The sequence below is a fragment of the Pseudokordiimonas caeni genome, assembly GCF_026719705.1.
GTDB lineage: Bacteria > Pseudomonadota > Alphaproteobacteria > Sphingomonadales > Kordiimonadaceae > Gimibacter > Gimibacter caeni.
The window spans coordinates 1,757,325-1,780,805 of sequence record NZ_JAPPRR010000001.1 but is presented as its reverse complement, the minus strand read 5'-3'; the positions used below and the strand labels follow the sequence as shown (position 1 = coordinate 1,780,805).

The 23,481-nt window shown below is 61.3% G+C and carries 24 protein-coding genes; 20 read left to right on the top strand and 4 right to left on the bottom strand.

What is annotated here, in order from left to right; all coding sequences use genetic code 11:
- Positions 1-133 precede the first annotated feature (133 nt).
- The 4 genes from OU694_RS08060 to OU694_RS08045 are packed head-to-tail and all read left to right on the top strand — an operon-like array spanning position 134 to position 5,855.
- On the top strand, positions 134-1,759 hold the full coding sequence (locus tag OU694_RS08060) for a thiamine pyrophosphate-binding protein (RefSeq protein ID WP_308910469.1): 1,626 nt from the start codon (positions 134-136) through the stop codon (positions 1,757-1,759).
- Positions 1,760-1,772: 13 nt separating this feature from the next.
- Positions 1,773-3,191 (top strand): aldehyde dehydrogenase family protein, encoded by a 1,419-nt coding sequence (locus tag OU694_RS08055; protein ID WP_308910468.1) that lies wholly within the window; start codon positions 1,773-1,775, stop codon positions 3,189-3,191.
- 17 nt (positions 3,192-3,208) lie between these two features.
- Positions 3,209-4,462, top strand: a complete 1,254-nt coding sequence (gene kynU, locus OU694_RS08050; protein WP_308910467.1) for a kynureninase — start codon at positions 3,209-3,211, stop codon at positions 4,460-4,462.
- 22 nt (positions 4,463-4,484) lie between these two features.
- Complete coding sequence (locus OU694_RS08045; RefSeq protein ID WP_308910466.1) at positions 4,485-5,855, top strand: sodium-dependent transporter; 1,371 nt, start codon at positions 4,485-4,487, stop codon at positions 5,853-5,855.
- Here OU694_RS08045 and OU694_RS08040 read toward each other — a convergent pair.
- Complete coding sequence (locus OU694_RS08040) at positions 5,852-6,808, bottom strand: LysR substrate-binding domain-containing protein (RefSeq protein WP_308910465.1); 957 nt, start codon at positions 6,806-6,808, stop codon at positions 5,852-5,854. The two genes, OU694_RS08045 and OU694_RS08040, sit on opposite strands and share 4 nt — an antisense overlap.
- A gap of 263 nt (positions 6,809-7,071) precedes the next feature.
- On the opposite strand from OU694_RS08040, the gene OU694_RS08035 reads away from it, so the two are divergent.
- Positions 7,072-7,956, top strand: coding sequence for a DODA-type extradiol aromatic ring-opening family dioxygenase (locus tag OU694_RS08035; RefSeq protein ID WP_308910464.1), 885 nt, complete (start codon positions 7,072-7,074; stop codon positions 7,954-7,956).
- 37 nt (positions 7,957-7,993) lie between these two features.
- Positions 7,994-8,806 (top strand): DODA-type extradiol aromatic ring-opening family dioxygenase, encoded by an 813-nt coding sequence (locus tag OU694_RS08030; protein WP_308910463.1) that lies wholly within the window; start codon positions 7,994-7,996, stop codon positions 8,804-8,806.
- On the opposite strand, the gene OU694_RS08025 is transcribed toward OU694_RS08030, so the two are convergent.
- Positions 8,764-9,771 (bottom strand): LysR substrate-binding domain-containing protein, encoded by a 1,008-nt coding sequence (locus OU694_RS08025; RefSeq protein WP_308910462.1) that lies wholly within the window; start codon positions 9,769-9,771, stop codon positions 8,764-8,766. The genes OU694_RS08030 and OU694_RS08025 overlap by 43 nt on opposite strands.
- Positions 9,772-9,921: 150 nt before the next feature.
- On the opposite strand from OU694_RS08025, the gene OU694_RS08020 reads away from it, so the two are divergent.
- Genes OU694_RS08020 through OU694_RS07985 form a run of 8 tightly spaced genes read left to right on the top strand, consistent with a single transcriptional unit; the run spans position 9,922 to position 16,926 of the window.
- Positions 9,922-11,424 (top strand): 2-hydroxymuconic semialdehyde dehydrogenase, encoded by a 1,503-nt coding sequence (locus tag OU694_RS08020; RefSeq protein ID WP_308910461.1) that lies wholly within the window; start codon positions 9,922-9,924, stop codon positions 11,422-11,424.
- A gap of 10 nt (positions 11,425-11,434) precedes the next feature.
- Positions 11,435-12,217 (top strand): 2-keto-4-pentenoate hydratase, encoded by a 783-nt coding sequence (locus OU694_RS08015; RefSeq protein ID WP_308910460.1) that lies wholly within the window; start codon positions 11,435-11,437, stop codon positions 12,215-12,217.
- Between the two features lie 9 nt (positions 12,218-12,226).
- Positions 12,227-13,171 (top strand): acetaldehyde dehydrogenase (acetylating), encoded by a 945-nt coding sequence (locus OU694_RS08010; RefSeq protein ID WP_308910459.1) that lies wholly within the window; start codon positions 12,227-12,229, stop codon positions 13,169-13,171.
- Positions 13,168-14,190, top strand: coding sequence for a 4-hydroxy-2-oxovalerate aldolase (dmpG, locus tag OU694_RS08005; protein ID WP_308910458.1), 1,023 nt, complete (start codon positions 13,168-13,170; stop codon positions 14,188-14,190). Before OU694_RS08010 ends, dmpG begins: the two co-directional genes overlap by 4 nt.
- On the top strand, positions 14,187-14,966 hold the full coding sequence (locus OU694_RS08000) for a 2-keto-4-pentenoate hydratase (RefSeq protein WP_308910457.1): 780 nt from the start codon (positions 14,187-14,189) through the stop codon (positions 14,964-14,966). Before dmpG ends, OU694_RS08000 begins: the two co-directional genes overlap by 4 nt.
- On the top strand, positions 14,963-15,379 hold the full coding sequence (locus OU694_RS07995) for a RidA family protein (RefSeq protein ID WP_308910456.1): 417 nt from the start codon (positions 14,963-14,965) through the stop codon (positions 15,377-15,379). The genes OU694_RS08000 and OU694_RS07995 overlap by 4 nt, the downstream gene beginning before the upstream one ends.
- A 22-nt stretch (positions 15,380-15,401) precedes the next feature.
- Complete coding sequence (gene nbaC, locus OU694_RS07990) at positions 15,402-15,929, top strand: 3-hydroxyanthranilate 3,4-dioxygenase (protein ID WP_308910455.1); 528 nt, start codon at positions 15,402-15,404, stop codon at positions 15,927-15,929.
- A 19-nt stretch (positions 15,930-15,948) separates the two neighbouring features.
- Positions 15,949-16,926, top strand: a complete 978-nt coding sequence (locus OU694_RS07985) for an amidohydrolase family protein (protein ID WP_373460279.1) — start codon at positions 15,949-15,951, stop codon at positions 16,924-16,926.
- A 98-nt stretch (positions 16,927-17,024) separates the two neighbouring features.
- Here the strand turns inward: OU694_RS07985 and OU694_RS07980 are convergent, their stop codons facing one another.
- Both OU694_RS07980 and OU694_RS07975 read right to left on the bottom strand, forming a co-directional pair.
- On the bottom strand, positions 17,025-17,462 hold the full coding sequence (locus OU694_RS07980) for a VOC family protein (RefSeq protein ID WP_289502844.1): 438 nt from the start codon (positions 17,460-17,462) through the stop codon (positions 17,025-17,027).
- 20 nt (positions 17,463-17,482) lie between these two features.
- Positions 17,483-18,286 (bottom strand): aspartate dehydrogenase, encoded by an 804-nt coding sequence (locus OU694_RS07975; RefSeq protein ID WP_308910453.1) that lies wholly within the window; start codon positions 18,284-18,286, stop codon positions 17,483-17,485.
- A gap of 244 nt (positions 18,287-18,530) precedes the next feature.
- Between OU694_RS07975 and OU694_RS07970 the strand changes: the two genes are divergently transcribed.
- The 6 genes from OU694_RS07970 to OU694_RS07945 are packed head-to-tail and all read left to right on the top strand — an operon-like array spanning position 18,531 to position 23,472.
- A complete protein-coding gene (locus OU694_RS07970; RefSeq protein WP_308910452.1) occupies positions 18,531-19,373 on the top strand; it encodes a sulfite exporter TauE/SafE family protein in 843 nt (280 codons plus the stop codon).
- Positions 19,374-19,386: 13 nt separating this feature from the next.
- On the top strand, positions 19,387-20,325 hold the full coding sequence (locus OU694_RS07965; protein ID WP_308910451.1) for a fumarylacetoacetate hydrolase family protein: 939 nt from the start codon (positions 19,387-19,389) through the stop codon (positions 20,323-20,325).
- Positions 20,326-20,345: 20 nt separating this feature from the next.
- A complete protein-coding gene (locus OU694_RS07960; RefSeq protein WP_308910450.1) occupies positions 20,346-21,365 on the top strand; it encodes an ABC transporter substrate-binding protein in 1,020 nt (339 codons plus the stop codon).
- 6 nt (positions 21,366-21,371) lie between these two features.
- Positions 21,372-21,926: a VOC family protein gene (locus tag OU694_RS07955; protein ID WP_308910449.1), complete on the top strand. Its 555-nt coding sequence runs from the start codon at positions 21,372-21,374 to the stop codon at positions 21,924-21,926.
- The gene (locus tag OU694_RS07950) at positions 21,923-22,696 is read left to right on the top strand and encodes an ABC transporter permease (RefSeq protein ID WP_308910448.1); all 774 of its coding nucleotides are present in this window, start codon (positions 21,923-21,925) and stop codon (positions 22,694-22,696) included. The genes OU694_RS07955 and OU694_RS07950 overlap by 4 nt, the downstream gene beginning before the upstream one ends.
- Entirely contained in the window at positions 22,678-23,472 is a 795-nt protein-coding gene (locus OU694_RS07945) for an ABC transporter ATP-binding protein (protein ID WP_308910447.1), read from the top strand. Before OU694_RS07950 ends, OU694_RS07945 begins: the two co-directional genes overlap by 19 nt.
- The last annotated feature ends 9 nt before the right edge of the window (positions 23,473-23,481 follow it).

Sequence of the window (23,481 nt, the reverse complement as noted above, 5' to 3'; positions counted from 1 at the left end):
CTATATTCTCTTTGTTATATCGAACCCGTTTTTTATTATTTTTTCATCATAGGCCGCCTGCCTATTGTCAGGGCATATCTGCCGCCGGGGATACAATGCCCGGTCGGCGCAAAGGGAACAAAGAGGGCGAAAAATGAGTGCCACAAATGTCGCGGAAAAGTTGGTCCAGACACTGAAGGAAATGGGCGTGCGCCATGTGTTCGGCGTGCCGAGTGGCGGCTGGGTCGACTATATGGAAGCCATGCGCAAGATGGACGGGATCGACTTCGTCCTTGCCACGCATGAAGGTGGCGCAAGCTTCATGGCGGATGTCACCGCGCGACTGACGGGCGTACCCGGCGTTTGCTTCGGTACATTCGGTCCCGGCGCCACCAACCTGACGACCGGTGTTGGCGGTGCGCTCCTTGATCGTTCCCCGATGATTGCCTTTACGGATGAGATGCAGCCCGCGATGCGTGGTCGCGTCACCCAGATGGGGATCGACCATCAGGCGCTTTTCGCCCCCGTTACCAAGAAAACGACGAGGCTGGAAGCTGACCGCGTGACCGAAATTCTGCACGACGCAGCACTTGTTGCCCTTGACGGACGGCCTGGCCCCGTCCATGTCGGCTTGCCGGTTGGCATGAGCGCCGAGCCCTCGGGCGACGGCAAGCCAGTTTCCTGGGCGCCGTCACGCCCGGCCAAGGCGGACAAGGAAGCCCTTGCCCGCATGACGGCACTTTTCAAGTCGTCGTCGAAGCCGGTTGTAGCGATCGGCCTTGGCGCCGTGCAGGCGGGCGTGCAGGCCGAAGTGATTGCGCTGATTGAGAAGTTCAATGTGCCGGTAGTCCTGACCCCGATGGCTAAGGGCATGGTACCGGAAACGCATCCTTCTTACGCGGGTGTCCTCTTTCACGCGCTTTCCGATGTCGTCGGCAAAACGCACCAGCAGGCCGACCTTGTGGTTGCCATCGGCTATGACCCTGTCGAGTTCAATCTTGAGGGCTGGATGCCCGATGTGCCGCTTGTGAATATCGATGTCGTTCCGGTTGATCTCGATACAGGCAAATATACGCTCGGTGCCGATGTGACGGGCGATATCGTCGCCAGCATTGATTTCCTGATGGAGGAAGGCGGCACTGCCAAGGCCTGGGATCTGATGGAGGTTGCCGAGCGCAAGGCGGAAATCTTCCGCCGCATGTCGCCGCAGTCCGATGTTTTCGGGCCCACAGCAGCACTTGATGTGCTGCGTGATGAGCTACCTGAAGACGGCATCATGACCTGCGATGTGGGCGCCCACACGCACCTGATCGGCCAGAAGTGGCCGACACCGAAGCCGGGTCTGCAGATCATGACGAACGGCTGGTCCGCCATGGGCTTCGGTATTCCGGCGGCGATTGCTGCGAAGCTTGCCCGCCCGAACACCGAGGTGTGCGCGGTGCTCGGCGATGGTGGCTTCCTGATGACGGTTGGCGAACTGGCTGTGGCCGTGCGTGAAAAGCTGAAGATCGTGTTTGTGGTGCTGACGGATAACGACCTCGCGCTCATTCGTATCAAGCAGCAGAAGAAGCAGAACCCGATCTATGGGACGCCCATCCGGGCCAAGGGCAATATCGGTGGTGACAATCTGTTCGGCGTGCCGGTGAAAACGGCAGCAAGCGCCGAGGAGTTCCGCGCTCACCTGAAGGATGCCTTTGCGGGCGACGGCCCGGTGATTGTGGAAGCGCTCGTCAGCAGCCACGAATACGACAGCCTCGTCCTCCACAAAGACAAGCCCTGACCGGACAGCCGCCATGCAGTCGCTTTACTATGATGGAAGCTGGCACGATGCGGCCAGCCGGATGGATATCGTCAACCCATTCACTGGTGCTGTGATCGATACGGTCGGCGCTGCGACTGAAGCCGATGCCGCGAAGGCACTGGCGAGCGCGGCTGCAGGACGGGCAGCGATGAAAGCGCTGTCGAGCGGTGAACGGTCGGCCATTCTCCACCGCACCGCCGACGCCGTGGCCGCCGATGCCCCGGCCTTTGCTGCGATGATCGTTGCCGAAACTGGCAAGCCCTTGAAGGCCGCCGAAAAGGAAGTTCGTCGCTGTGTGAATACCCTGCGCCTGTCGGCGGAGGAGGCCGTGCGCCTGACAGGTGAGACAATCCCGTTCGACAGTTTCGCAGGCGGCGAGGCACGGCAGGGCTATTATGCCTATGAGCCGCTCGGGCTGATCGTCGCGATCACGCCGTTCAACGATCCCCTCAATCTGGTTGCCCACAAGCTTGGCCCCGCTATTGCGGCGGGCAATTCGGTGCTTCTGAAACCCGCCGAGCAGGCCCCGATCGTTGCGCTGATGCTGGTGAAGAAGCTGCTGGTGGCTGGCCTGCCGGCTTTGGGGTTAGCCGTGCTTACAGGGCGGGGCAGCGACTTCGGCGACCTGATCGTTGCGTCGCCAGAACCCGCGATGATCTCGTTCACAGGGGGTGTCGCGGTGGCGGGCCGCATTGCTGCAAAGGCCGGGATCAAGAAGCTTGCGATGGAACTTGGGGCCAATTCGCCGGTTATCGTAATGGCGGATGCCGACATAGAGACAGCGGCAGCCTCCTGCGTGTCAGGTGCCTTCTGGGCGGCCGGGCAAAACTGCATCGGCGTGCAGCGCATCCTTGTGGACGAGGGCGCCTACGCAGCCTTCCGCGATGCTGTGGTGCGCCATACCAAAGCGCTGGTGGTTGGCGACCCGATGCAGCCGGGCACCGATATTGGCCCGATGATCGGGGAAGCGGAAGCGGCCCGTGTGGAAGCCTGGGTCCGGGATGCTGTCGCGCGCGGCGGGCGCGTGCTCGCGGGCGGCAAGCGGGAAGGGGCTGTGATGTGGCCGACGGTACTTGAAAACGTGCCTGAGGCCGCCTCCGTCATTTGCGCGGAGGTTTTCGGACCGGTCGTCACGCTGGTGCCTTTCAGTGATTTTGATGACGCCATGAAGGCTGCAAACGCGCCTGACCATACAATCCATGCTGCCATCTTCACCCGTGACGTGAACCGTGCGCTCGGTGCCGCCCGCGCCTTTGAGGCTGCCGGCGTGATGATCAACGAGTCCACTGATTACCGGCTGGATGCGATGCCGTTTGGCGGCGCCAAAAAAGGCAGCATGGGCCGCGAGGGCGTGAAGTTTGCGGTGCGAGAAATGAGCCAGACCAAGGTCGTCTGCTTCACGCTGGCCTGACATTCATGAGGAACCCCATGCAGATCGATACCCTGCCACTGACTGCCGAAGCCTTCGCCGCCCTTGATGTCGCCGACCCGCTTCGTGCCTTTCGGGATGAGTTTGCGCTGCCCGAGGGTGTGATCTATCTGGACGGCAACTCATTGGGTGCTGCCCCGAAGGCCGCGCTGGCGCGGGCACAGCAAGTTGTGTCCCGCGAGTGGGCAACGGACCTGATCAAAAGCTGGAATACTGCTGGCTGGTTCGACCTGCCGGAGCGACTGGGAGACAAGCTCGCGCCTGTGATCGGTGCGGGTGCGGGCGAAGTGCTGGTCACCGATGCGACTGGCCTCAATGTCTTCAAGGTGCTGGCTGCCGCCCTTGCCCTGCGGCCCGACCGCAAGGTCATCGTCATGGAAGGCAGCAACTTCCCGACCGACAATTACATGGCGCAAGGCTTGGTCGAATTTCTGGGGCAGGGTCACCAGATCCGCTTTGCAGAAAAGGACGATATCCTCGCCGCGATCGATCAGGATGTTGCTGCCGTTTGCCTGACCCACGTGCACTATAAAACCGGCCACATCCTTGATATGCAGGGGATTACGGCGGCGGCCCATCAGGCGGGTGCGCTTGCCATCTGGGACCTTTGCCATAGCGCGGGGGCGATGCCGGTGGACCTGAATGGCGCGAGGGCCGACTTTGCGGTCGGCTGCAGCTACAAATATCTGAACGGAGGCCCCGGCGGACCGGCCTTCCTGTTCGTCGCCCGGCGCCATCAGGGCGAGGCCCGCCAGCCGCTCACCGGCTGGTGGGGCCACAAGGCACCCTTTGCCTTTTCACGCGATTATGCGCCCGCGCCCGGCCTTGCGCGGTTCCGCACCGGCACGCAGCCGATCCTCAGCATGGCAATTGCCGAGGTCGGGCTCGATATCTTTGCCCGCGCAGACATGGCCCTCATCCGGCAGAAGTCGCAGGCACTGACCTCTCTTTTTATCCGGCTGGTGGATGAACGTTGCGGCAGTTTCGACTTCGGACTGGCCTCGCCGCGAGATGCCGATGCGCGCGGCAGCCAGGTGGCGCTGACCCACGCCACCGGCTATCCGATCATGAAAGCTTTGATTGCGCATGGCGTGATCGGTGATTTCCGGGCGCCCGACATTCTGCGCTTCGGCTTCACGCCGCTTTATACAAGCTATATGGATGTCTGGAACGCGGCAGAGACACTTTATCGCATCATGGCGAGTGACGAATGGAAGAAGTCGGTTTACAGCGCGGTCGATGCAGTGACATGACCCTGAAAAGGACAAGCTAGAGATGACCACCAAGGCCCCCGAGCGCTGGTCCTCCCGCGCCACTTTCATCCTCGCGGCCGTCGGCTCGGCTGTCGGCCTCGCCAATCTCTGGCGCTTCCCCTACAGCGTCGGCACCGGCGGCGGCAGTGCTTTCGTCTTTGTGTATCTCGGGGCTGTGCTGCTTGTCTCGCTGCCCATACTGATCGCCGAACTGATGGTGGGCCGGCGTGGCCGCCTGAGCCCGCCGCAGGCCATCGCTACTGTTGCAAGGGAAGGCGGCGCTTCGCCCGCATGGGTGGGCATGGGTTATGTCGGCGGCATTGGATCGCTCATTGTGCTCGCCTTCTATTCCGTTGTTGGCGGCTGGACGCTTGCCTATGCCGGCAAGGCGCTGACCGGCGCGAGCCCGGTAACTGCGACCGAGGCAAGTGCCGCGTTTGACGGGCTGAATGCCAGCGCGCCCGGCCTGTTCGTCTGTTTCGCGCTCTTCATCGGGGCGACAGTCGCTGTTTCAGCGCTCGGGGTGCAGAAGGGGATCGAACGGGTCGTCAAGGTGATGATGCCTGCGCTGTTCCTGATCCTCCTGTCGCTGGCAGCCTACGCGCTGATCGCGGGCGAGGCGGCGAAGGCAATGGCTTTCCTCTTCAATCCCGATTTCTCGAAAATCACCGGTGCGGTTGTCATGGACGCGGTGGGGCAGGCGTTTTTCTCGCTCGGTGTCGGCATGACCAACCTGATGGCCTACGGCGCCTATGTGGACCGGGATACGTCAATCCCCCGCACGTCGCTTTTCATCGTGGGTGCGGATACGGCGGTGGCACTGATTGCAGGGATCGCCATCTTCCCAATCGTGTTTGCGGTTGGCCTTGCGCCCGACAGCGGACCGGGGCTTGTGTTCCAGACCCTGCCTGTTGCGTTCGCGCAGATGCCGGGCGGCAGTATCATTGCGCCTGCCTTCTTCCTGCTGCTGTTCTTCGCGGCTCTTACCTCCTCCATCTCGATGATCGAGGCGCCGGTATCGTGGCTGCAGGGCCGGCTTGGCTGGTCCCGCGTGACGGCGGCGCTGGTGCCTGGAGCCATCAGCTTCGGGCTCGGTGTCCTTTGCGTGCTGTCTTTCAATATCCTGTCGGGCTTCCATCCGTTCGACGGGGTGCCGCTTCTGGAAGGCCGCAATTTCTTTGCACTGTTTGACTATCTCGTGACCACGCTGATGATGCCGGGCTGTGCCATCTTCATCGCGCTGTTCGTCGCATGGGCACTGCCGAAGGGGCTGACGCGGGATGAATTCGGGGTCGCGGAAAGCGGCAGGGCCTTCGCGCTCTGGCGTTTCTGCCTGCGCTATGTGGCGCCGTTCGCCCTGGCCGCAGTCCTGATTGGCGGGGCGATGGCCTAAAGGCTGCCGGTTGCGGGTATTTCAGCTGCAATATCCTTCGCGACGCGGCGAAGGACAGCCATGAAATGCCCGGCAGCGGGTGACAGTTCGGTCCCGGCCCGCATGGTGGCGCCAACCTCGCTGTCGGCTGAGGCCAGATGGATCGACAGCTTTACGAGATCGGGGTAAACGTTGGCTACTTCGAACGGCATGGCGGCAACCATGTCGGTGCTGACGAGAAGTGCATGGTTCACCATGATTGATACCGATTCCACCAGATCTGCGGGGGGCTCCAGCCCCTCGTTCAGGAAGGCCGTCACGATCTGGCGGCGCAGGGTGGTTTGCGGCGAGGGCATGATCCATTCGGCACCAGCAAGATCTTTCAGTGTCAGCGATGATCGTTCCGCAAGCGGGTGTCCCTTGCGGGCGACAATCGAGATCGGGTCCTTGTAAAGAACCTCTTGTGCCAGCCCTTCACGCTCACGGTAAACCGGCAGGCGGCCAAGCACGATATCAAGGTCGCCGGTCCTAAGGCTCGGCATCAGCTTGTCGTTGGTGCCCTCGACAATGGTGACGCCGACCCCCGGCCGTTCCTTCTTCAAAAGGGCAACCGCACGCGGCAGCAGGGCCGATGAAGCGGCGAGAAGCGTGCCGACAAAAATGCGACCGGCCGTGCCTTCCTCAAGGGAGGTCAGTTCCTCGCTCGCATGCCGGAGCTGGGCAAGGACAAGCTTGGCATGCTTGATCATCACCTCGCCGTAGGGCGTGGGGGTCACACCCCTTGATGTACGGTCGAAAAGGGTGATGCCGAGCGTTTCTTCAAGCTCGCGGATATTCTTGGTGGCGGCGGGCTGGGCAATATTCAGGATCTGCGACGCCTTCAGGATATTGCCTTCCTGCGCCACCACGGTCAGCAGCTTCAGCTGTTTCAGCTTCAGCCGCGAGACCAGAAAGTTCTCGTGAATCTTGGCCACCGGTCACTCCTGACTGCCGCAAACACGCGGCTCCCCCACTATACACATCTGGTTATAGGGGAGCGCAACGATATAAAATTCGGGCATATGATCACCCGCCGGGCATATCAGGCGCTGCCGGCTATGCCCGGCGGATATAGGCGCGGCCTGATTCCTTATTATTCACCACAAGTTGGATGTGCGAGACCCATGGCAGAACCTTGTGGCGCCCTCTGGTGGCGGCCGTCGGGTCAGGCTCATCTTTACGCGGGAGGTAAGTAAAAATGGCTGACGGGAAAATCGTTGCGGGCTTTGTGGCGCCGCACCCGCCCCACCTTGTTTATTCCGACAATCCGCCGCAGAACGAACCGCGCTCCGAAGGTGGTTGGGAGCCCCTTCGCTGGGCGTACGAACGAGCGCGCAAAAGCCTCGATGAACTGAAGCCTGATGTGCTTTTGGTGCATTCGCCGCACTGGCAGACGAAGGTCGGTCATCATTTCCTTGGTGTGCCACGGCTGGAGGGCAAGTCGGTTGACCCGATCTTTCCGAACCTGTTCCGATACAGTTTCGGGCTTGATGTGGATGTGGATCTTGCCGAAGCCTGCTGCGAGGAAGCGAAGGTGGAGGGGCTGACTACCCGCATGATGCGCAACCCGCGTTTCCGGGTCGACTATGGCACCATCACGACGCTGCACATGATGCGCCCGCAGTGGGATATTCCCGTTGTCGGCATCTCGGCCAACAACTCACCTTATTATCTGACTCTTGATGAGGGTGTGGACGAGATGGAGCGGCTGGGTGTGGCCACCCGGCGCGCTATCGAGAAATCCGGCAAGCGTGCGGTTCTCCTGTGTTCCAACACCTTCTCGCACTGGCATTTCCAAGAAGAGCCCGACATCCCGGAAGACATGAGCAAGGAGCATCCCCAAAGCTATGAAGGCTACAAATGGGACATGCGGATGATCGAGCTGATGCGGCAGGGCAAACTGCGCGAAGTGATGCGGCTTTTCCCCGAATGGGTGGAAGCGGCCTTTGCCGAGGTGAAGTCCGGGGCTTTCCCCTGGATGCTGGCTGCCATGGATTACCCGGACATACCGGCTGAACTGCATGGCTATGGGACCGTGATCGGTACCGGCAATGCCGTGATGGAATGGCGACTGGACGCCTGAGCTTCACCTTCAGCATTCATTTCAAGGAATTCAACTCATGGCTATCGTTTCCGCCTTCCTGCTTCCCGGCAATCCGTTGCCAGCCTTGCATCCCGACACCGACCCTTGGCAGCAGCTTGTAGAAGCATACCAAGAGGTCGGCGAGGCAATCCGCACTGCCAGACCCGATGTCCTGATGATCTATTCGACCCAGTGGTACGCCGTTCTCGACCAGCTTTGGCAGGCTCGCGCCGAGATTGAAGGGATCCATGTGGATGAGCAGTGGCACGACTATGGTGACCTGCCGTTCCGCCTGCGCACCGATACCGCGCTTGCGGCAGATTGCGTCGCCCGCGCGAACGCCGCCGGGATCAAGTCGAAAGGGGTCGATTATGACGGCTTCCCGATCGATACGGGAACGATTGTCGCCACCGGCTTTATCGACCCTGAAGCAAAAATCCCGACACTGATTGCAGCCTGCAACCTCTATCATGACTTTGCGAAGACAGAGGCCCTGGGCGCCGTCGCGCGCGAGGCAGTGCTCGCCGGGGACAAGCGCGCCGTCGTGCTCGCGGTTGGTGGTCTTTCATCGAACTATATCGATCATGTGATCGATCTGACCGACGACCATATCGCGAAAAGCGAGGACGATGCTGCCAACCGTCGGTTTCTGGCAGCGATCCGCAACGCCGATCAGGACGGCCTTCGCAAGGCTGCGCTCGATTATGCCGCAAGCACCGGCACCGATATGGGGATGAAGCATATCGCCTGGATACTGGGTACTTGCGCCACCATTCAGGGTGCCGATGTCAAGGCCTACGGGCCAATCTACGGGGCTGGCGCCGCTGTCGTTGAGTTTAGGCTCGGTTGAAGCAGCCTCGGCTCACCAACTTCCGACAGGAGCTCGGCCTTGATCTCCTCCGCTACCCGGCGCAGCACCGCCATGAAATGGGCGGCGGCGGGTGACAGGTCGGCGCCGGCGCGCGTTGTGGCGCCCACCTCGCCGTCGGCGGAGGCCAGATTGATCGGCAACCGCGCGAGGCCCGGATAGGCGTTGGCTACCTCGAACGGCATGGCGGCGACCATGTCGGTGTTCGTCAGGAGTGCATGGTTCGCCATGATCGAGACGGATTCGACAAGGTCCATCGGCGGCTCCAGCCCTTCGTTCAGGAAAGCGGTGACAATCTGGCGGCGCAGGGTCGTTTGCTGCGACGGCATGATCCATTCGGCACGCGCAAGGTCCTTGAGGGTCAGCGAAGGCCGCTCAGTGAGCGGATGGCCCTTGCGCACCACGATGGAGATCGGATGGGTATAGAGGATTTCCTGCGTCAGGCCGTCGCGCTCGCGGTAGGATGGCAGGCGGCCAAGGACGATATCAAGATCGCCGGTCCTGAGGCTCGGCATCAGCTTGTCGTTGATGCCCTCGATGATGGTGATGGCGATCCCCGGCCGTTCTGCCTTCATCAGCGCCACGGCACGCGGCAGAAGCGCGGATGAGGCAGAAAGAAGGGTGCCGACGAAGATGCGGCCTGCGGAGCCTTCCTCAAGCGAGGTCAGTTCCTCGCTCGCGTGGCGCAGCTGGGCAAGGATGAGCTTGGCATGCTTGATCATCACGTCGCCATATGACGTGGGGGAAACGCCGCGCGATGATCGCTCGAACAGGCGAATGCCGAGCGTTTCCTCAAGCTCGCGAATATTCTTCGTGGCCGCAGGCTGTGCGATATTCAGCACCTGCGACGCTTTCAGGATATTGCCTTCCTGTGCGACGACGGTCAGCAGCTTCAGCTGCTTCAGTTTCAGGCGCGAGATCAGGAAGTTCTCATGAATCTTGGCCATGCGGGCCTCCTATTGACTGCCCGGCGACTGTGACACGGCCTATAGCCATTCTGTTATATCAATAACGGAAAGAGATATTATTTTTCATATAGTGGCACGCCTAGGCTGCTTCTTGTCCGAGCATTCCACCGGTTACGAGAGCAGAAACATATGGCGTTCCCCATAGCATCACTTGAAAGCGAAATCAGCAAGGCCCGAACCGTGCCGGTGCTGCGCAACTTTGTGGACGGTGTCTTTGTGGAGGGCCAAGTCCGCTTCGATAATGTCTCGCCGGTCGACGGCTCGCTCGTGGCGCGTGTGTGCGAGGCCGATGCAGCAACTGTCGACGCTGCCGTCAAGGCCGCCAAGCGGGCCCAGCGCGAGGTGTGGGGACGCATGCCCGTTGCCGAGCGGGCGAAGGTGCTGCACCGGATCGCCGATGGCATCGAGGCGCGGTTCGAGGAATTTGTCGCAGCCGAGATTGCCGATACGGGCAAATCGCAGCATCAGGCCCGCACCATCGATATCCCGCGCGGTGCTGCCAATTTCCGTGTCTTTGCCGATATGGTTAAGGTGGCGGGGCAGGAATGCTTTGAAATGGATACCCCTGATGGGCAGGGTGCGCTGAATTACAGCGTTGCCCGTCCGCATGGGGTTGTGGGCGTTATCTCGCCTTGGAACCTGCCGCTTCTGTTGCTGACGTGGAAGGTTGCACCGGCGCTCGCCACCGGCAACTGCGTTGTGGCAAAGCCATCCGAAGAAACGCCGTCCACTGCCACACTGCTTGCTGAAGTGATGCAGGGTGCCGGTGTGCCGGCAGGCGTGTTCAATCTGGTTCATGGCTTCGGGCCGGGGTCGGCGGGTGAGTTCCTGACGGCCCACCCGGATGTTGATGCCATCACCTTTACGGGAGCTTCTGCCACCGGCAGCGCGATCATGAAGGTGGCGGCACCGACCGTGAAGCCGCTCTCGTTCGAGCTTGGCGGCAAGAATGCCGCCATCGTCTTTGCCGACGCGGATTTTGATGCCGCCGTTGCGGGTACCGTTCGTTCGGTCTTTTCAAACTGCGGACAGGTCTGCCTTTGCTCTGAACGCGTTTATGTGGAGCGCCCGATTTTTGACCGGTTCGTGGCGGCTCTTGCCGAGCGTGCCCGGGCGCTCACCATCGGTCGGCCGGAGGACGGTGTCGATATGGGGCCGCTTATTTCCCGCGAGCACCGCGAGAAGGTGACAGGCTATTTCGAAATTGCCCGTGCCGAAGGTGCCACGTTCGTCACTGGTGGGCGTGTCCCGGTATTCGGGGACGAACGCGATGCCGGTGCCTTTGTGGAGCCAACCATCCTGACCGGCCTTCCTGAAACCGCACGCACGGTGCGCGAGGAAATCTTCGGACCCATCTGCCACATCGCCCCCTTCGACAGCGAGGAAGAGGCGGTGGCACTGGCGAACGACACCGACTATGGCCTCGCGGCTGCTGTCTGGACGCAGGATATCAAGCGTGGCCACCGGGTCGCACGGCAGATGGAAGTCGGCATTGTTTGGGTGAATGACTGGTTCCTGAGAGACCTGCGCACGCCTTTCGGCGGGGTCGGCCTTTCGGGTGTCGGCCGGGAGGGCGGCCGCCACTCGCTCGCCTTCTATGCCGAGCCATCCAACATCTGTATCAAGCTTTGAGGAACGGGCGATGACGAACGATATCCTTGCCGAAATCGCGGCGGACCTGATGGAAGCGGAGGGCAAGCGCCAGCCCGTCGCACCCGTGCGTGACAGGATCGCAAGCGGCAGCATTGAAGATGCCTATCGTATCCAGTTCATCAACACCGAACGCGGGCTGGGCGCCGGGCGGCGCCTTGTCGGGCGCAAGATTGGGCTGACGTCTGCCGCCGTGCAGAAGCAGCTTGGCGTCGGCCAACCGGACTTCGGCGCCCTCTTTGCCGACATGGCCTTTGGCGATAGCGAGCCTGTGCCGATGGGGCGACTTATCCAGCCGAAGATCGAGGCAGAGATCGCCTTTGTGCTGGACCGTGACCTCACGGCGGAGCGGTTGACGTTCGCAGATATCATCAGTGCCACAGCCTATGCCCTGCCGGCGCTTGAGATCGTCGACAGCCGGATCGCGGATTGGAAGATCGGCATCCTCGATACCATTGCGGACAATGCCTCGTCGGGACTGTTCGTCCTTGGCAGTCATCCGAAACGCCTTGGCGAATTCGACCCGGTCCTGTGTGGAATGGTGATGGAGCGTGGCGGCGACCAGGTGTCGCTGGGTGCCGGTGCGGCTTGCCTCGGCAATCCGCTCAATGCCGTCAAATGGCTGGCTGAAAAAATGGTTGAGGTTGGCACGCCGCTGAGGGCCGGAGATGTTGTCCTCTCGGGCGCTCTGGGCCCCATGGTGCCGGCCGGGGTGGGTGATGTTTTTGAAGCGCGCATCAACGGGCTCGGTTCCGTACGCGCCATTTTCGAATAGGGGATACGGATGGCCAGCAAGGTAAAATGCGCCATCATTGGATCGGGCAATATCGGTACCGATCTGATGCTGAAAATAATGAAGGCAGATGCCCTTCTTGAGGCGGCGGCCGTGATCGGCATTGACGCCCAGTCCGAAGGGCTGGCGCTTGCCCGCTCGCACGGTGTGGCGACCTTCCATGAGGGCCTCGCGGCTTTCATGGGCGAAGACCTGTTTACCTCGGTCGATATCTTCTTCGACGCGACGTCCGCGAAGGCGCATCTTGCGCATGACAAGCTGCTGGCCGCGCACCCCGAAAAGACGCTTATCGACCTCACCCCCGCCGCCGTTGGCCCCTATACGGTGCCCGTCGTCAATCTGGGGGAAACGCTCGGCGGGCGGAACGTCAATATGGTCACCTGCGGCGGGCAAGCGACGATCCCGATGGTGGCAGCGGTCGCACGGGTGGCGCCGGTACGCTATGCCGAGATTGTCGCCTCCATCTCGTCCCGGTCCGCGGGGCCGGGTACGCGCGCCAATATCGACGAGTTCACGGAAACGACCTCCCGCGCTATCGAACGGGTCGGGGGGGCAGCCCGTGGCAAGGCGATCATCGTGCTCAATCCGGCCGAACCGCCGCTTCTGATGCGCAACACCGTTTATGTGCTGTCGGACGAAGCAGAGGAAGAGGCGATCCGGGCGTCGGTAGCGGCCATGGCCGCCGACGTGCAATCCTATGTGCCGGGCTACCGGCTGAAGCAGGACGTGCAGTTCGAGCGCTTCGGCAACAACAACCCCCTTGAAATCCCCGGCTACGGGACCTTCACCGGCATCAAGTCCTCGATCTTCCTCGAGGTGGAAGGGGCGGCTGACTATCTGCCTGCCTATGCAGGCAATCTTGACATCATGACTTCGGCAGCGCGCGGCACGGGCGAGCGCATCGCCGCCGAAAAATACAGGCGGGCAGCAGCATGACCGACAAGCTTTATATCCAGGACGTCACCCTGCGCGATGGCATGCATGCCATCCGGCACATGTACGGGGTCGATCATGTGATGACGATTGCCAAGGCACTTGATGAGGCAGGCGTCGATGCCATCGAGGTGGCTCACGGCGACGGGCTCGCGGGCGCCAGCTTCAACTATGGCTTCGGCGCGCACACCGATTGGGAATGGCTTGAGGCGGTCGCCTCCGTCCTGAAGAAGGCGAAACTCGCGACCTTGCTTCTGCCCGGTATCGGCACCAAGGAAGATATCCGGCGCGCCTATGCGCTGGGTGTGCGATCGATCCGGATCGCGACCCACTCCACCGAGGCAGACGTCGCCGCCCAGCATATTGCGGTCGCCCGCGAGATCGGGATGGATACGGTCGGTTTCCTGATGATGTCGCATATGACGGCGCCCGCGAAACTCGCCGAGCAGGCCAAGCTGATGGAAAGCTACGGTGCCGAGTGCGTCTATGTGGTCGACAGCGGCGGTGCGCTGGATATGGACGGTGTCGCCGAGCGCCTGAAGGCGTTTAACGATGTACTCGATCCCGCCACCGAACGCGGCATTCACGCCCACCATAATCTGTCGCTCGGTGTCGCCAACTCCATCGTGGCGGTTCAAAACGGTGCGCGCCGCGTGGATGCAAGCCTCGCCGGCATGGGGGCAGGGGCGGGCAATGCCCCGCTTGAAGTCTTTATCGCCGCCGCCGACCGCAAGGGCTGGAACCATGGCTGCGATCTTTTCAGGCTGATGGACGCGGCGGAAGACCTTGTGCGCCCGCTGCAGGACAGGCCCGTCCGGGTGGACCGCGAGACGCTGAGCCTCGGCTATGCAGGCGTCTATTCTTCCTTCCTGCGCCATGCGGAGAAAGCTGCCGCGCAATATGGCCTCGATGTCCGTGAAATCCTTGTGCGCCTTGGCGCCCGCAAGATGGTCGGCGGACAGGAAGACATGATTGTCGATGTGGCGCTCGATATCCTGAAAGAGCGGGAGGCCGCAGCATGAGCCGCCTTGACGCAATAGCCGAACGGCTGGATTCAGCCGCCGCAAAGGCCAGTGCCATGGCCCAGCTTTCAACCGGGGCCGATGCCATCACCCTTGATGAAGCCTATGAAATCCAAGCGCGTTCCATCGCTCGGCGTCTGTCGCGCGGTGAGAGCCTCGTCGGTATCAAGATGGGCTTCACGAGCCGCGCCAAGATGGTGCAGATGGGTGTCGCCGACCTTATCTGGGGCCGGCTCACCGATGCCATGATGCTGGAGGACGGCGGCGAGGCTTCGATGGAAGATTATGTCCATCCCCGGATCGAGCCCGAGATTGCCTTTCGCCTTTCGCGCCCCCTTTCAGGGAACGTTTCGCTTCCGGAAGCAATATCGGCGGTCGAGGCCGTGGCGCCGGCCATGGAGCTGATCGACAGCCGCTACCGCGATTTCAAATTCTCGCTTGAAGATGTGGTGGCTGACAATTGTTCGTCGTCAGGCTTTGTGATCGGTGCCTGGTCAAAGCCGCCGGCGGATATCGCCAACCTCGGGATGGTGATGCGCTTTGATGGCCGCCCGGTGGAGATCGGGTCGTCTGCAGGCATACTTGGCAATCCGTGGCGATCGCTGGTGGCGGCGGCCCGGCTTGCCGGGCGCTACGGCTTCCACCTTGCACCGGGACATATTGTGCTGGCGGGGGCCGCAACGGCGGCGCAGCCCCTGAAAGCCGGGCTTCATGTCTCGCTTGAAGCCGAAGGGCTCGGGCGGGTGGACCTGAAGGTGAAAGGGGAAGCAGCATGAGCGAAGGACGTGTGATCGCAGGGCGAGCTATTCCGCGTGGTCGTTTCCCGCACTATCGGCGGGCCGGCGACTTCATCTTCGTGTCCGGCACCAGTTCGCGCCGTGCTGACAACACGATTGCGGGGGCGGAAGCCGACGGCTTCGGGGCCACGACCCTCGACATAAGGGCGCAAACGCGGGCGGTGATCCTGAATATTGGTGAAATTCTCGCCGATGCGGGGGCGGACCTGAAAGATCTGGTCGAAATTTCCGCCTATCTTGTCAATATGAACGACTTCAAGGGCTATAACGAAGTCTATGGGGAGTTCTTTGACGAAACGGGGCCAGCCCGCACCACCGTTGCGGTGCATCAGCTGCCCCATCCGCACCTGCTGATCGAAATCAAGGCGGTTGCCTACCGCCCGCGCGGATGACGCAAAGAGGGAAGAGCCAACAATGACACTGTTCCAGAAACCCTACACGCTTCCTTTCGATCTCCACCGCTTCATGCGGGAGAACGAAGAACTCCTGAAAACGCCGCCGACGAACGTGAAGGCCCTGTGGCGGGACACTGATTTCATCGTGTTTCTCGTGGGCGGCCCTAACCGGCGGAACGATTACCACGAGGATCCGCACGAGGAATTCTTCTACCAGATCAAGGGTGACATCCATCTGAATATCATGACGGACGCGGGCCTCGACCGGATCGATATTCCGGAAGGCAACGTCTTCCTGCTGCCACCGCGCCTGTTGCATTCTCCGCAGCGGCCCGACCCTTCAAGTGTCGGCATCGTGGTGGAGCGGGTGCGCCCGACCGAGATTTTCCACTGGTTCTGTCCCAAGTGCCACACGCACTTGCATCGGGAGGAACGACCGGTAACCGATATCGAGAAAGACTTGCCGCCGATCTATCAGGCCTTCCACGACCGGCACGACAAGCGGCTTTGCCCCAAGTGCGGCACTTTCCATCCGGGAAAGGACTGACGCCGTGACAGTGATTGACATGCACAGCCATTTCTTTCCGGAAATGGACGCTTCCCGCTCGGAAAAGGCCCGGGTTTCCGGACTGCCGTGGCTCCTAAAAACCGACGCCGAGAACGGCTATATCATGGTCGGTGACAGGCATTTCCGGCCCATCACCAGTGCCTGCTGGGCTGCCTCTGCCCGGCTTGAGGATATGGACCGCTGTGGTGTGGACGTTCAGGTGATGAGTGCAACGCCCGTTATGTTCGGCTATTCGCGGCCCGCTAGGGATGCAGCCGAAAGTGCGGCCTTCTTCAATGATCTCGCACTCGATCTTTGTGCGCCTGACCCACGGCGTCTGAAGGTCATGTGTCAGGTTCCCCTGCAGGATACCGATCTTGCCTGCAAGGAGCTGGAAAGGGCGATGGCGGCAGGGCACATCGGTGTTCATATCGGCAACCATCTCGGCAACCGTAACCTTGATGACGAAGGCCTGATGACCTTCCTGCAACATGCGGCCTCGATTGGTGCCCCGGTGCTGATCCATCCGTGGGACATGATGGCGCGCGAGCGTATGCCGAGATATATGCTGCAATGGCTGGTCGCCATGCCGGCCGAAACACAGCTTTCGATCCTGTCGCTGATCCTTTCGGGTGCCTTTGAACGACTGCCCAGAAGCCTGAAGCTTTGTTTCGCGCATGGCGGCGGCAGCTTCGCCTTCCTTTTGGGGCGCGTCGACAACGCCTGGCAGTACCGCGATATCGTGCGGGAGGACTGCCCCAGCCGGCCGTCCAGCTATCTGGATCGCTTCTATGTTGATTCCGCCGTGTTCAGCGATGAGGCCCTCAAGCTCCTTGTTGATGTGATGGGCGACGAACGGGTTATGCTCGGCTCGGACTATCCTTTCCCGCTGGGCGAACAGCAGATCGGCGATCTGGTGCGTCACCATGCGGACCTTGATGCCACCGCCAAGGCGCGCATCTTGGGCGGCAACGCCGCAACCTTCTTCAATATCTGAAGATCTATCTAACTCTACCCCCGAAAACTGAAGCGGCGCCTGTGATGTCACAGGCGCCGCTCTTTTACCCGACTGACGGGCTTGGAAATGGGGGGAGGTCAGTCGAGTTTCTTGTAACTGTCGGTGCCGACCCAGCCGCGTTCCGATACATCGATCATCACGCCTTCCGGGCCCTTCATCTTGTATTCGGCATTGTCCTTGGACGGATTCTTGCCAAGGCCCTGGGCCATGTTCACATCGTGGCGCGGCGCATAGCCGGAACCTTCGAACGTCTCGACAAGGCCTTCGATGTCGTCGCACTGGAAGCCCAGGTGATGAAGGCCCGTGTAGCCTTCGGGGAATTCCATGCCCGCCGCCGGGCGGTTCTTGAAATTCAGGAGGGCGATATTGATTGTGCCGTCGGTTACATAATAGCCGCGGGCATTGCGGCTATCGACCTTGCCGGCAATGGTCCAGCCAAGGACTGTTTCAAAGAATTTGGCAGCATTGTCGGGGTCTGCCGAGGCAATGGCCACATGGCGCAGGCGAACGGTCATGGAATTTCCTTTCTGGATCGTCACGTTCCTACATGGAGCGGCGCGACTTGCGCCTTGATGGCCGCGATCACACTGAGCGCGGTTATCCGGCCGGTGCCGGGATTCTCGTCCGTCGGGATATTCTGGATACGCAGCTCGAAGCTTGCGCTGTCCGCATCGACGGTGATGGTGTGGGTGTTCCGCTCAAGCGCCGGATCCGCCCAGATTTCGAGCTCGGTCCGGTCGGCGCCGACGCCGGCAAGGCCAAGGGCGGCCGCCACATTCACATTGGCAGGAAAAGCCATTGCCCCTTCGCGGGCAGTGCCGGAGAAAAGCTTCAGTGGTTGCTTGAGGCCCGAAAGGTCGATCCCGTTTTTCACCACATATTCGGCAGTGACGAGCGACTTCGGCGGCTTAGCCGTTCGCATGCGGATCGAATGGATGGTGCCTTCGGCGGCGGCCCGCACGGCATCGAGCCCGAGAAGGGCGCCGGTGGCCAGTATGATGCGGCCACCGTGGGTGCGCGCGACATCCACAATGCCCGGGTTCTTGAGGATCGCTGCACCACTAACCGTCACAAGCGTGCGACCGGCCTTGAGCGCGGATTCGGCGACTGCATTGAACGCTTTTGTCGGCGCGCAGTCGACAATGATATCGGCAAGGGTGGCGAGCGTTTCGTTGGAAACGACGGGCACGGGGTGGGCAAGCGCCTCAAGCTTCGCTTCAGCCTTTTCCCGGTTACCGCTCGAAACCGCGACCAGCTTCAGTCCTTCGATGCCCGCGTCCAGCTTTTTGGCCACGACAAGGCCGATCGTGCCCAGTCCTGCAATTGCAACTTTCTTCATCAATTCTGCCTTTCGCGAGCGAGAAACACATCCGCGCGATGGGCGCGGGGCTTTCCGTCAAGCTAGGCAGTTTCCTCTATGCCATGAAGTATTAGCTTCGGGCTTCGTTATAACGAAAAACATATAGATGGCTGAATGGCGAGATATGCCGAACGGGAATAATGCGCGCCGGTATTATAATTTTATGACCTGCCCTGTTTGAGCTAGTCCGAAAGGAGGAAAGAACAGTCCGAAAGGCCCTCCGATGGACCACACCCTTGGCGCACAGCTGATCGATGCCCTGCCGCTTCTTCTCATGATGATCGGCACCGGGCTCGCCGGGGGTATCCTTGCCGGTCTTCTTGGTGTTGGTGGCGGCATTGTGATCGTCCCGGTGATGGAAGTGGCGCTTGGCCTTGTGGGCGTTGACCCGGCAATCCGCATGCATGTCGCTGTCGCCACGTCGCTGTCGACGATCATGGTGACATCAGTTTCCTCGGCCAGGGCGCATCAGCGCAAGGGCGCGATCGATATGGATGTCACCCGGCTCTGGGCTGCCCCGATCCTGATCGGCTCGGCAGCCGGGGTATTGGTCGCCTCGCAGGTATCAAGTGGTGTCCTGTCGCTGGTCTTCGGTGCCATCGCTGCACTCGTGACCTTGAAAATGATCCTCCCGCTTGATGGCAAGCATATCACGTCATCCGTCCCGCGCGGGGTTGCCGGCATGCTGCCGCCCGCATTTGTTGGGCTTTTCTCCAGCATGATGGGAATTGGCGGCGGGACACTCAGCGTGCCGGCCATGACCCTTATGGGGCAGCCGATCCACCGGGCTGTCGGTACAGCCTCGCTTTTCGGGTTGCTGATCAGTGTCCCTGCCACCATCGGCTTCATCCTCACCGGCTGGGGCGACCCGCGCCTGCCCGCCGGCAGCCTCGGCTTTGTCAATGCCATCGGCTTTCTCGTTATCACACCGGCCACCTGGGTCGCTGCACCCTGGGGCGCGAAACTCGCGCACGCCATGACACCGCGTCATCTCAGCATCGCGTTCGGTTGTTTCCTCGCCATCGTTGCGGCGCGGATGCTCTACCGCGCGGCGCTGACGCTCTAGAAGGAATGTTTTTATGAACTGGTTTGCCCTTGCCACTTACCGCGCTGATGACGGCGCAGCCCGCACCGGGATCGTCATTGACGATCATCTGATTGATCTCGTGGGTGCCGCCAGCCGGCTCGGCCATGCGCTGCCGGTGGACGCGACACTGGACGGCCTTATCCGGAGCTGGGTGGATGTGGACGGCAGCATCAAGGCGCTTGCTGCCGTTGCTGCCGACGCGCTGAAGGATGGCCGTCTCTCGGGGCTTGTTGTCGCCGACCCATCGCTGCTGTTGCCGTTCCACCCGCGCCGCGTGTTTGCGACCGCCTCGAACTTCATCGAGCATGCGGCCGAGATGGAAACGGTGCTGGCCGAGAAGGTCAACAGCCAGCCCTATGTTTTCATGAAGTCGCCGGATTCAGCGATTGCGACTGGCGAAACGGTGGTGATCCCCGCGCAGGTCGAGCGCGCCGATTGGGAAGTGGAACTCGGCGTCGTGATCGGCAAGCCGGGCAAGCGGATTGCGCTGGCTGACGCTGTGCATCACATCGCGGGCTATGTCGTCGTCAATGATGTGTCGGCGCGCGACCAGACCCGCCGCAACGATTTCCCGTTCAAGCATGACTGGTTCCGCGGCAAAAGCTACGACACCTTCCTGCCGCTCGGTCCCTGGTTTGTGCCTCGCGACTGCCTTGGTGACCCGCATGCCTTCCGCATGGGGCTCTCCGTCAACGGCGAGACGATGCAGGACGGCAGTACCGGCGAGATGATCTTCAACGTCTTCGAACAAATCCAGTATCTGTCGGCCATCCTTACCCTGCAGCCGGGCGACGTGATCGCGACCGGCACCCCCGCAGGCGTCGGCATGGGCCGGGGCGTTTACCTGAAAGACGGCGACGTGATGCGCGCCTGGATCGACGGGATTGGCGAGATCGTCAATCCGGTTGCCGCCGAACGCATCGAACCATGACGCATGAAAGGGAGGGGATGATGAACAGGCTGGGAGTGGCCGTAAAGGCGAAAGCAGCAGCGGTGCTGATGACCGGGCTTCTGCTTGCCGGGTGTGGCGGCGCCGAGGAAAAGACGGGTCTGACCGAAGTGCGCTTCAACATGGCGTGGCTGCCGCAAGGCAGTATGGCAGGTATCTTCGTGGCCGAAGCCAAGGGCTTCTATGCCGAGGAAGGCCTGACGGTTGAAGCCGTGCGCGGCTTCGGCGGTATCCGCACCGTCAACGAGCTCGACCAAGGCATGTTCGAATTCGGTTACGGCGATCCCATGGCGGTCGCGCTCAACCGTGCCAATGGCGGCCAGACCCGTATGGTCGGCGCCATCAATGGCCGGTGGCCCGCCGGGGCCTGTTTTGTGACAGAACGCCATAGTGTTGCGACTCCTGCTGACATGAAAGGCCTCGTTTTCGGTGGCGGGCAGGCAAGCCCGGTACAGGCCCTGTTGCCCGCTTGGCTCTCCCGCAATGGCATGGAAGCCGGCGACGTGACCATCATGCAGCTTGATCCTGCCGTTGTGGTTGCCTCGCTCATCGAAGGCAAGATCGACCTTGGTGAATGCTGGCTCGGCAATTCCATCGCGCTTTTCCAGAAGCGTGCGATGGAAGCCGGTCTCAGCATCGGTTGGCTGCCCTATGCCGATTTCGGCCTTGATATCTATGGCAGCGGCATTGTCACAAGCGACCGTCTGATCGCTGAAAAGCCTGAAATGGTGCGCGGATTCCTGCGGGCGACCTACCGGGGCTATGCCTATGCCTTCAATCATCCCGATGAGGCGGTGACGATCATGAAGGAGGCCCACAGCCTTCTCGATGCTGCCGTCACCCGCCAGCAGATTGTGGAAACGGGCGAATTGTTCGCGACCGAAGGCGGCCCCGGTCATATCGAGGCCGCGCGCATCCAGGGCACGCTCGACATCCTCACCGAAGCAGGGTCGCTGAGCGCGCCGATCGCCGCCGGGGACATCTATTCCACCGCATTCCTGCCCACTGACTCCACCGAATAGGAGGCTATGATGTATCGTCCAAAGCCCCGCAAGCTGGGCCATCTTGTTCTCAAGGTGCGCGATATCCAGCGGTCGCTTGCTTTCTATACCGAAGTCGTCGGTCTCGAGGTCTCCGACTGGATCGGCAGCCACATGGTCTTCCTGCGCTGCGGCGAGGATCATCACGATCTTGCCCTCCTGCAGCTGCCACCGGGCCATACGGCGGCACCTGAGGGCCAGTATCCGATGGTCGAGCATTTCTCCTATCATGTGGAGACACTCGATGAGATCCGCGAGATCACCGAGATGCTGGTGGCGCGCGGCATTCCGATCGATCGCGGCATCGGCCGCCACGGGCCCGGCGGCAACACCTTTATCGTGTTCAAGGACCCCGACGGCAACAATGTCGAATTCTATTCCGACATGATCCAGGTGACTGACGAGACGCCACATACGCCCGCCGTGTGGGACGGCGGCGAGATGGAAACGTTCGACCGCTGGAACCTGCAGGAGTTTGTGGTGGAGCCGCCCGCCCGCATCAAGGCGATCCTCGACAAGGACACGAAGGAGGGCGGTGCATGAAAAAGGTCCGCAAGTCAAACGGCCCCGGCGCCGTGCGCGGTTTCATGGAAGGCGCACTCTTCCTCGCCGTCCTCATTGGCATCTGGGAAATCAGCATCGACCTTTTTGAGGTAAAGGCCTATCTGCTGCCGCCGCCAAGCGCGATTGCCGCCGAACTCTGGGTGTCGCGGGGCGAGCTTTTCGAGCACGGCATTATCACCATGGGTGAAGTGCTGTGGGGTTTCCTTCTGGCTGTCGGCCTCGGCATCCCTGTGGCGGCTGTCATCTTTTTCTCGTCGCTTGCCAAACGGACGCTCTATCCACTGATGGTGGCCTTGCAGAGCATCCCGAAGATCGGCCTCGCCCCCATCATCGTCGTCTGGTTCGGTTACGGCCTTTCCTCGAAAGTGGTGATGGCCTTCCTGTTCGCCTTCTTCCCGGTGGTCATTTCGACCCTCGGCGGCCTCGCGAGCACGCCGGCCAATATGGAGGAACATTTCCGGGCCCTGCGGGCCAGTGCCCTGCAAACCTTCTGGCGCCTGCGGGTGCCCGCCGCGATGCCAAGCTTTGTGGATGGCTGCAAGGTCGCCATGCCGCTTGCCGTGATAGGCGCAATTGTCGGCGAATTTGTCGGCTCGAACGACGGACTCGGCAACCTGATCCTGCTGGCGACCGGCTCATCGAATACGCCGCTCACCTTTGCGGCGCTTCTGACCGTGACCATCCTGTCGCTGGGCCTTTTCTATATCGTTGAAATCCTTGGGAGGTTTGTATGGTGGCGCTCGACATGAGCCGGCCGGTGGCAGTACAGGCTGAAAGCCGTCCGGCGATCCGTATCGAAGGCGCCTGCAAATGGTTTGGCGACCTGAAGGTCCTTGATACCGTTGACGCCGAGATTGCCGACTGTGAGTTCGTCTCGATCCTCGGGCCTTCGGGCTGTGGTAAATCGACCCTGCTGCGCCTGATGGCCGGCCTTGTGCCCTACGAGGAAGGCAATATCACGCTGCTGGATACGCCGGTTGAAAGTCCGTCCGGCGACGTCGGCTTTGTGTTCCAGACATCGAACTTGCTGCCGTGGGCGAATGTCAGGAAGAACCTGCTATTGGCTGCCGAACTTGACCGGAAGGCGAGCCAGCCCGACGAGGCGGCGATTGTAGCGATGGTCGAGACGCTCGGTCTCACCGGCTTCGAAGATAGTTATCCGCACGAATTGTCGGGCGGCATGCGGCACCGGGTTGCCATCGGCCAGGCGCTGATCCGCAGCCCGCGCGTGCTCTTGATGGATGAACCCTTCGGCGCCCTTGATGCGCTGACCCGGGACCATCTGAATGTGGAACTTCTGAAAATCTGGCAGAAGGAGAAGAAGACCGTGGTGCTGGTGACCCACAGCATCGCGGAATCGATCCTTCTTTCCGACCGCGTGCTGGTCATGTCTGAACGTCCGGGCCGGGTGATTCGTGACATCAGGATCGACCTGCCGCGCCCCCGTCATCCCTCCGAGACCCGCAAGGACCCGCTGTTCGGTGAATATGCAGCCGAACTCGGTCGTCTGATGGGCGTTGCCTGAAAGGATTGA

Bases quoted from the DNA above. Each gene is read 5' to 3' on its own strand.
- OU694_RS08060 (WP_308910469.1), top strand. From the start codon at position 134: ATGAGTGCCACAAATGTCGCGGAAAAGTTGGTCCAGACACTGAAGGAA.
- OU694_RS08055 (WP_308910468.1), top strand. From the start codon at position 1,773: ATGCAGTCGCTTTACTATGATGGAAGCTGGCACGATGCGGCCAGCCGG.
- kynU (WP_308910467.1), top strand. From the start codon at position 3,209: ATGCAGATCGATACCCTGCCACTGACTGCCGAAGCCTTCGCCGCCCTT.
- OU694_RS08045 (WP_308910466.1), top strand. From the start codon at position 4,485: ATGACCACCAAGGCCCCCGAGCGCTGGTCCTCCCGCGCCACTTTCATC.
- OU694_RS08035 (WP_308910464.1), top strand. From the start codon at position 7,072: ATGGCTGACGGGAAAATCGTTGCGGGCTTTGTGGCGCCGCACCCGCCC.
- OU694_RS08030 (WP_308910463.1), top strand. From the start codon at position 7,994: ATGGCTATCGTTTCCGCCTTCCTGCTTCCCGGCAATCCGTTGCCAGCC.
- OU694_RS08025 (WP_308910462.1), bottom strand. From the start codon at position 9,771: ATGGCCAAGATTCATGAGAACTTCCTGATCTCGCGCCTGAAACTGAAG.
- OU694_RS08020 (WP_308910461.1), top strand. From the start codon at position 9,922: ATGGCGTTCCCCATAGCATCACTTGAAAGCGAAATCAGCAAGGCCCGA.
- OU694_RS08015 (WP_308910460.1), top strand. From the start codon at position 11,435: ATGACGAACGATATCCTTGCCGAAATCGCGGCGGACCTGATGGAAGCG.
- OU694_RS08010 (WP_308910459.1), top strand. From the start codon at position 12,227: ATGGCCAGCAAGGTAAAATGCGCCATCATTGGATCGGGCAATATCGGT.
- dmpG (WP_308910458.1), top strand. From the start codon at position 13,168: ATGACCGACAAGCTTTATATCCAGGACGTCACCCTGCGCGATGGCATG.
- OU694_RS08000 (WP_308910457.1), top strand. From the start codon at position 14,187: ATGAGCCGCCTTGACGCAATAGCCGAACGGCTGGATTCAGCCGCCGCA.
- OU694_RS07995 (WP_308910456.1), top strand. From the start codon at position 14,963: ATGAGCGAAGGACGTGTGATCGCAGGGCGAGCTATTCCGCGTGGTCGT.
- nbaC (WP_308910455.1), top strand. From the start codon at position 15,402: ATGACACTGTTCCAGAAACCCTACACGCTTCCTTTCGATCTCCACCGC.
- OU694_RS07985 (WP_373460279.1), top strand. From the start codon at position 15,949: ATGCACAGCCATTTCTTTCCGGAAATGGACGCTTCCCGCTCGGAAAAG.
- OU694_RS07980 (WP_289502844.1), bottom strand. From the start codon at position 17,462: ATGACCGTTCGCCTGCGCCATGTGGCCATTGCCTCGGCAGACCCCGAC.
- OU694_RS07975 (WP_308910453.1), bottom strand. From the start codon at position 18,286: ATGAAGAAAGTTGCAATTGCAGGACTGGGCACGATCGGCCTTGTCGTG.
- OU694_RS07970 (WP_308910452.1), top strand. From the start codon at position 18,531: ATGGACCACACCCTTGGCGCACAGCTGATCGATGCCCTGCCGCTTCTT.
- OU694_RS07965 (WP_308910451.1), top strand. From the start codon at position 19,387: ATGAACTGGTTTGCCCTTGCCACTTACCGCGCTGATGACGGCGCAGCC.
- OU694_RS07960 (WP_308910450.1), top strand. From the start codon at position 20,346: ATGAACAGGCTGGGAGTGGCCGTAAAGGCGAAAGCAGCAGCGGTGCTG.
- OU694_RS07955 (WP_308910449.1), top strand. From the start codon at position 21,372: ATGATGTATCGTCCAAAGCCCCGCAAGCTGGGCCATCTTGTTCTCAAG.
- OU694_RS07950 (WP_308910448.1), top strand. From the start codon at position 21,923: ATGAAAAAGGTCCGCAAGTCAAACGGCCCCGGCGCCGTGCGCGGTTTC.
- OU694_RS07945 (WP_308910447.1), top strand. From the start codon at position 22,678: ATGGTGGCGCTCGACATGAGCCGGCCGGTGGCAGTACAGGCTGAAAGC.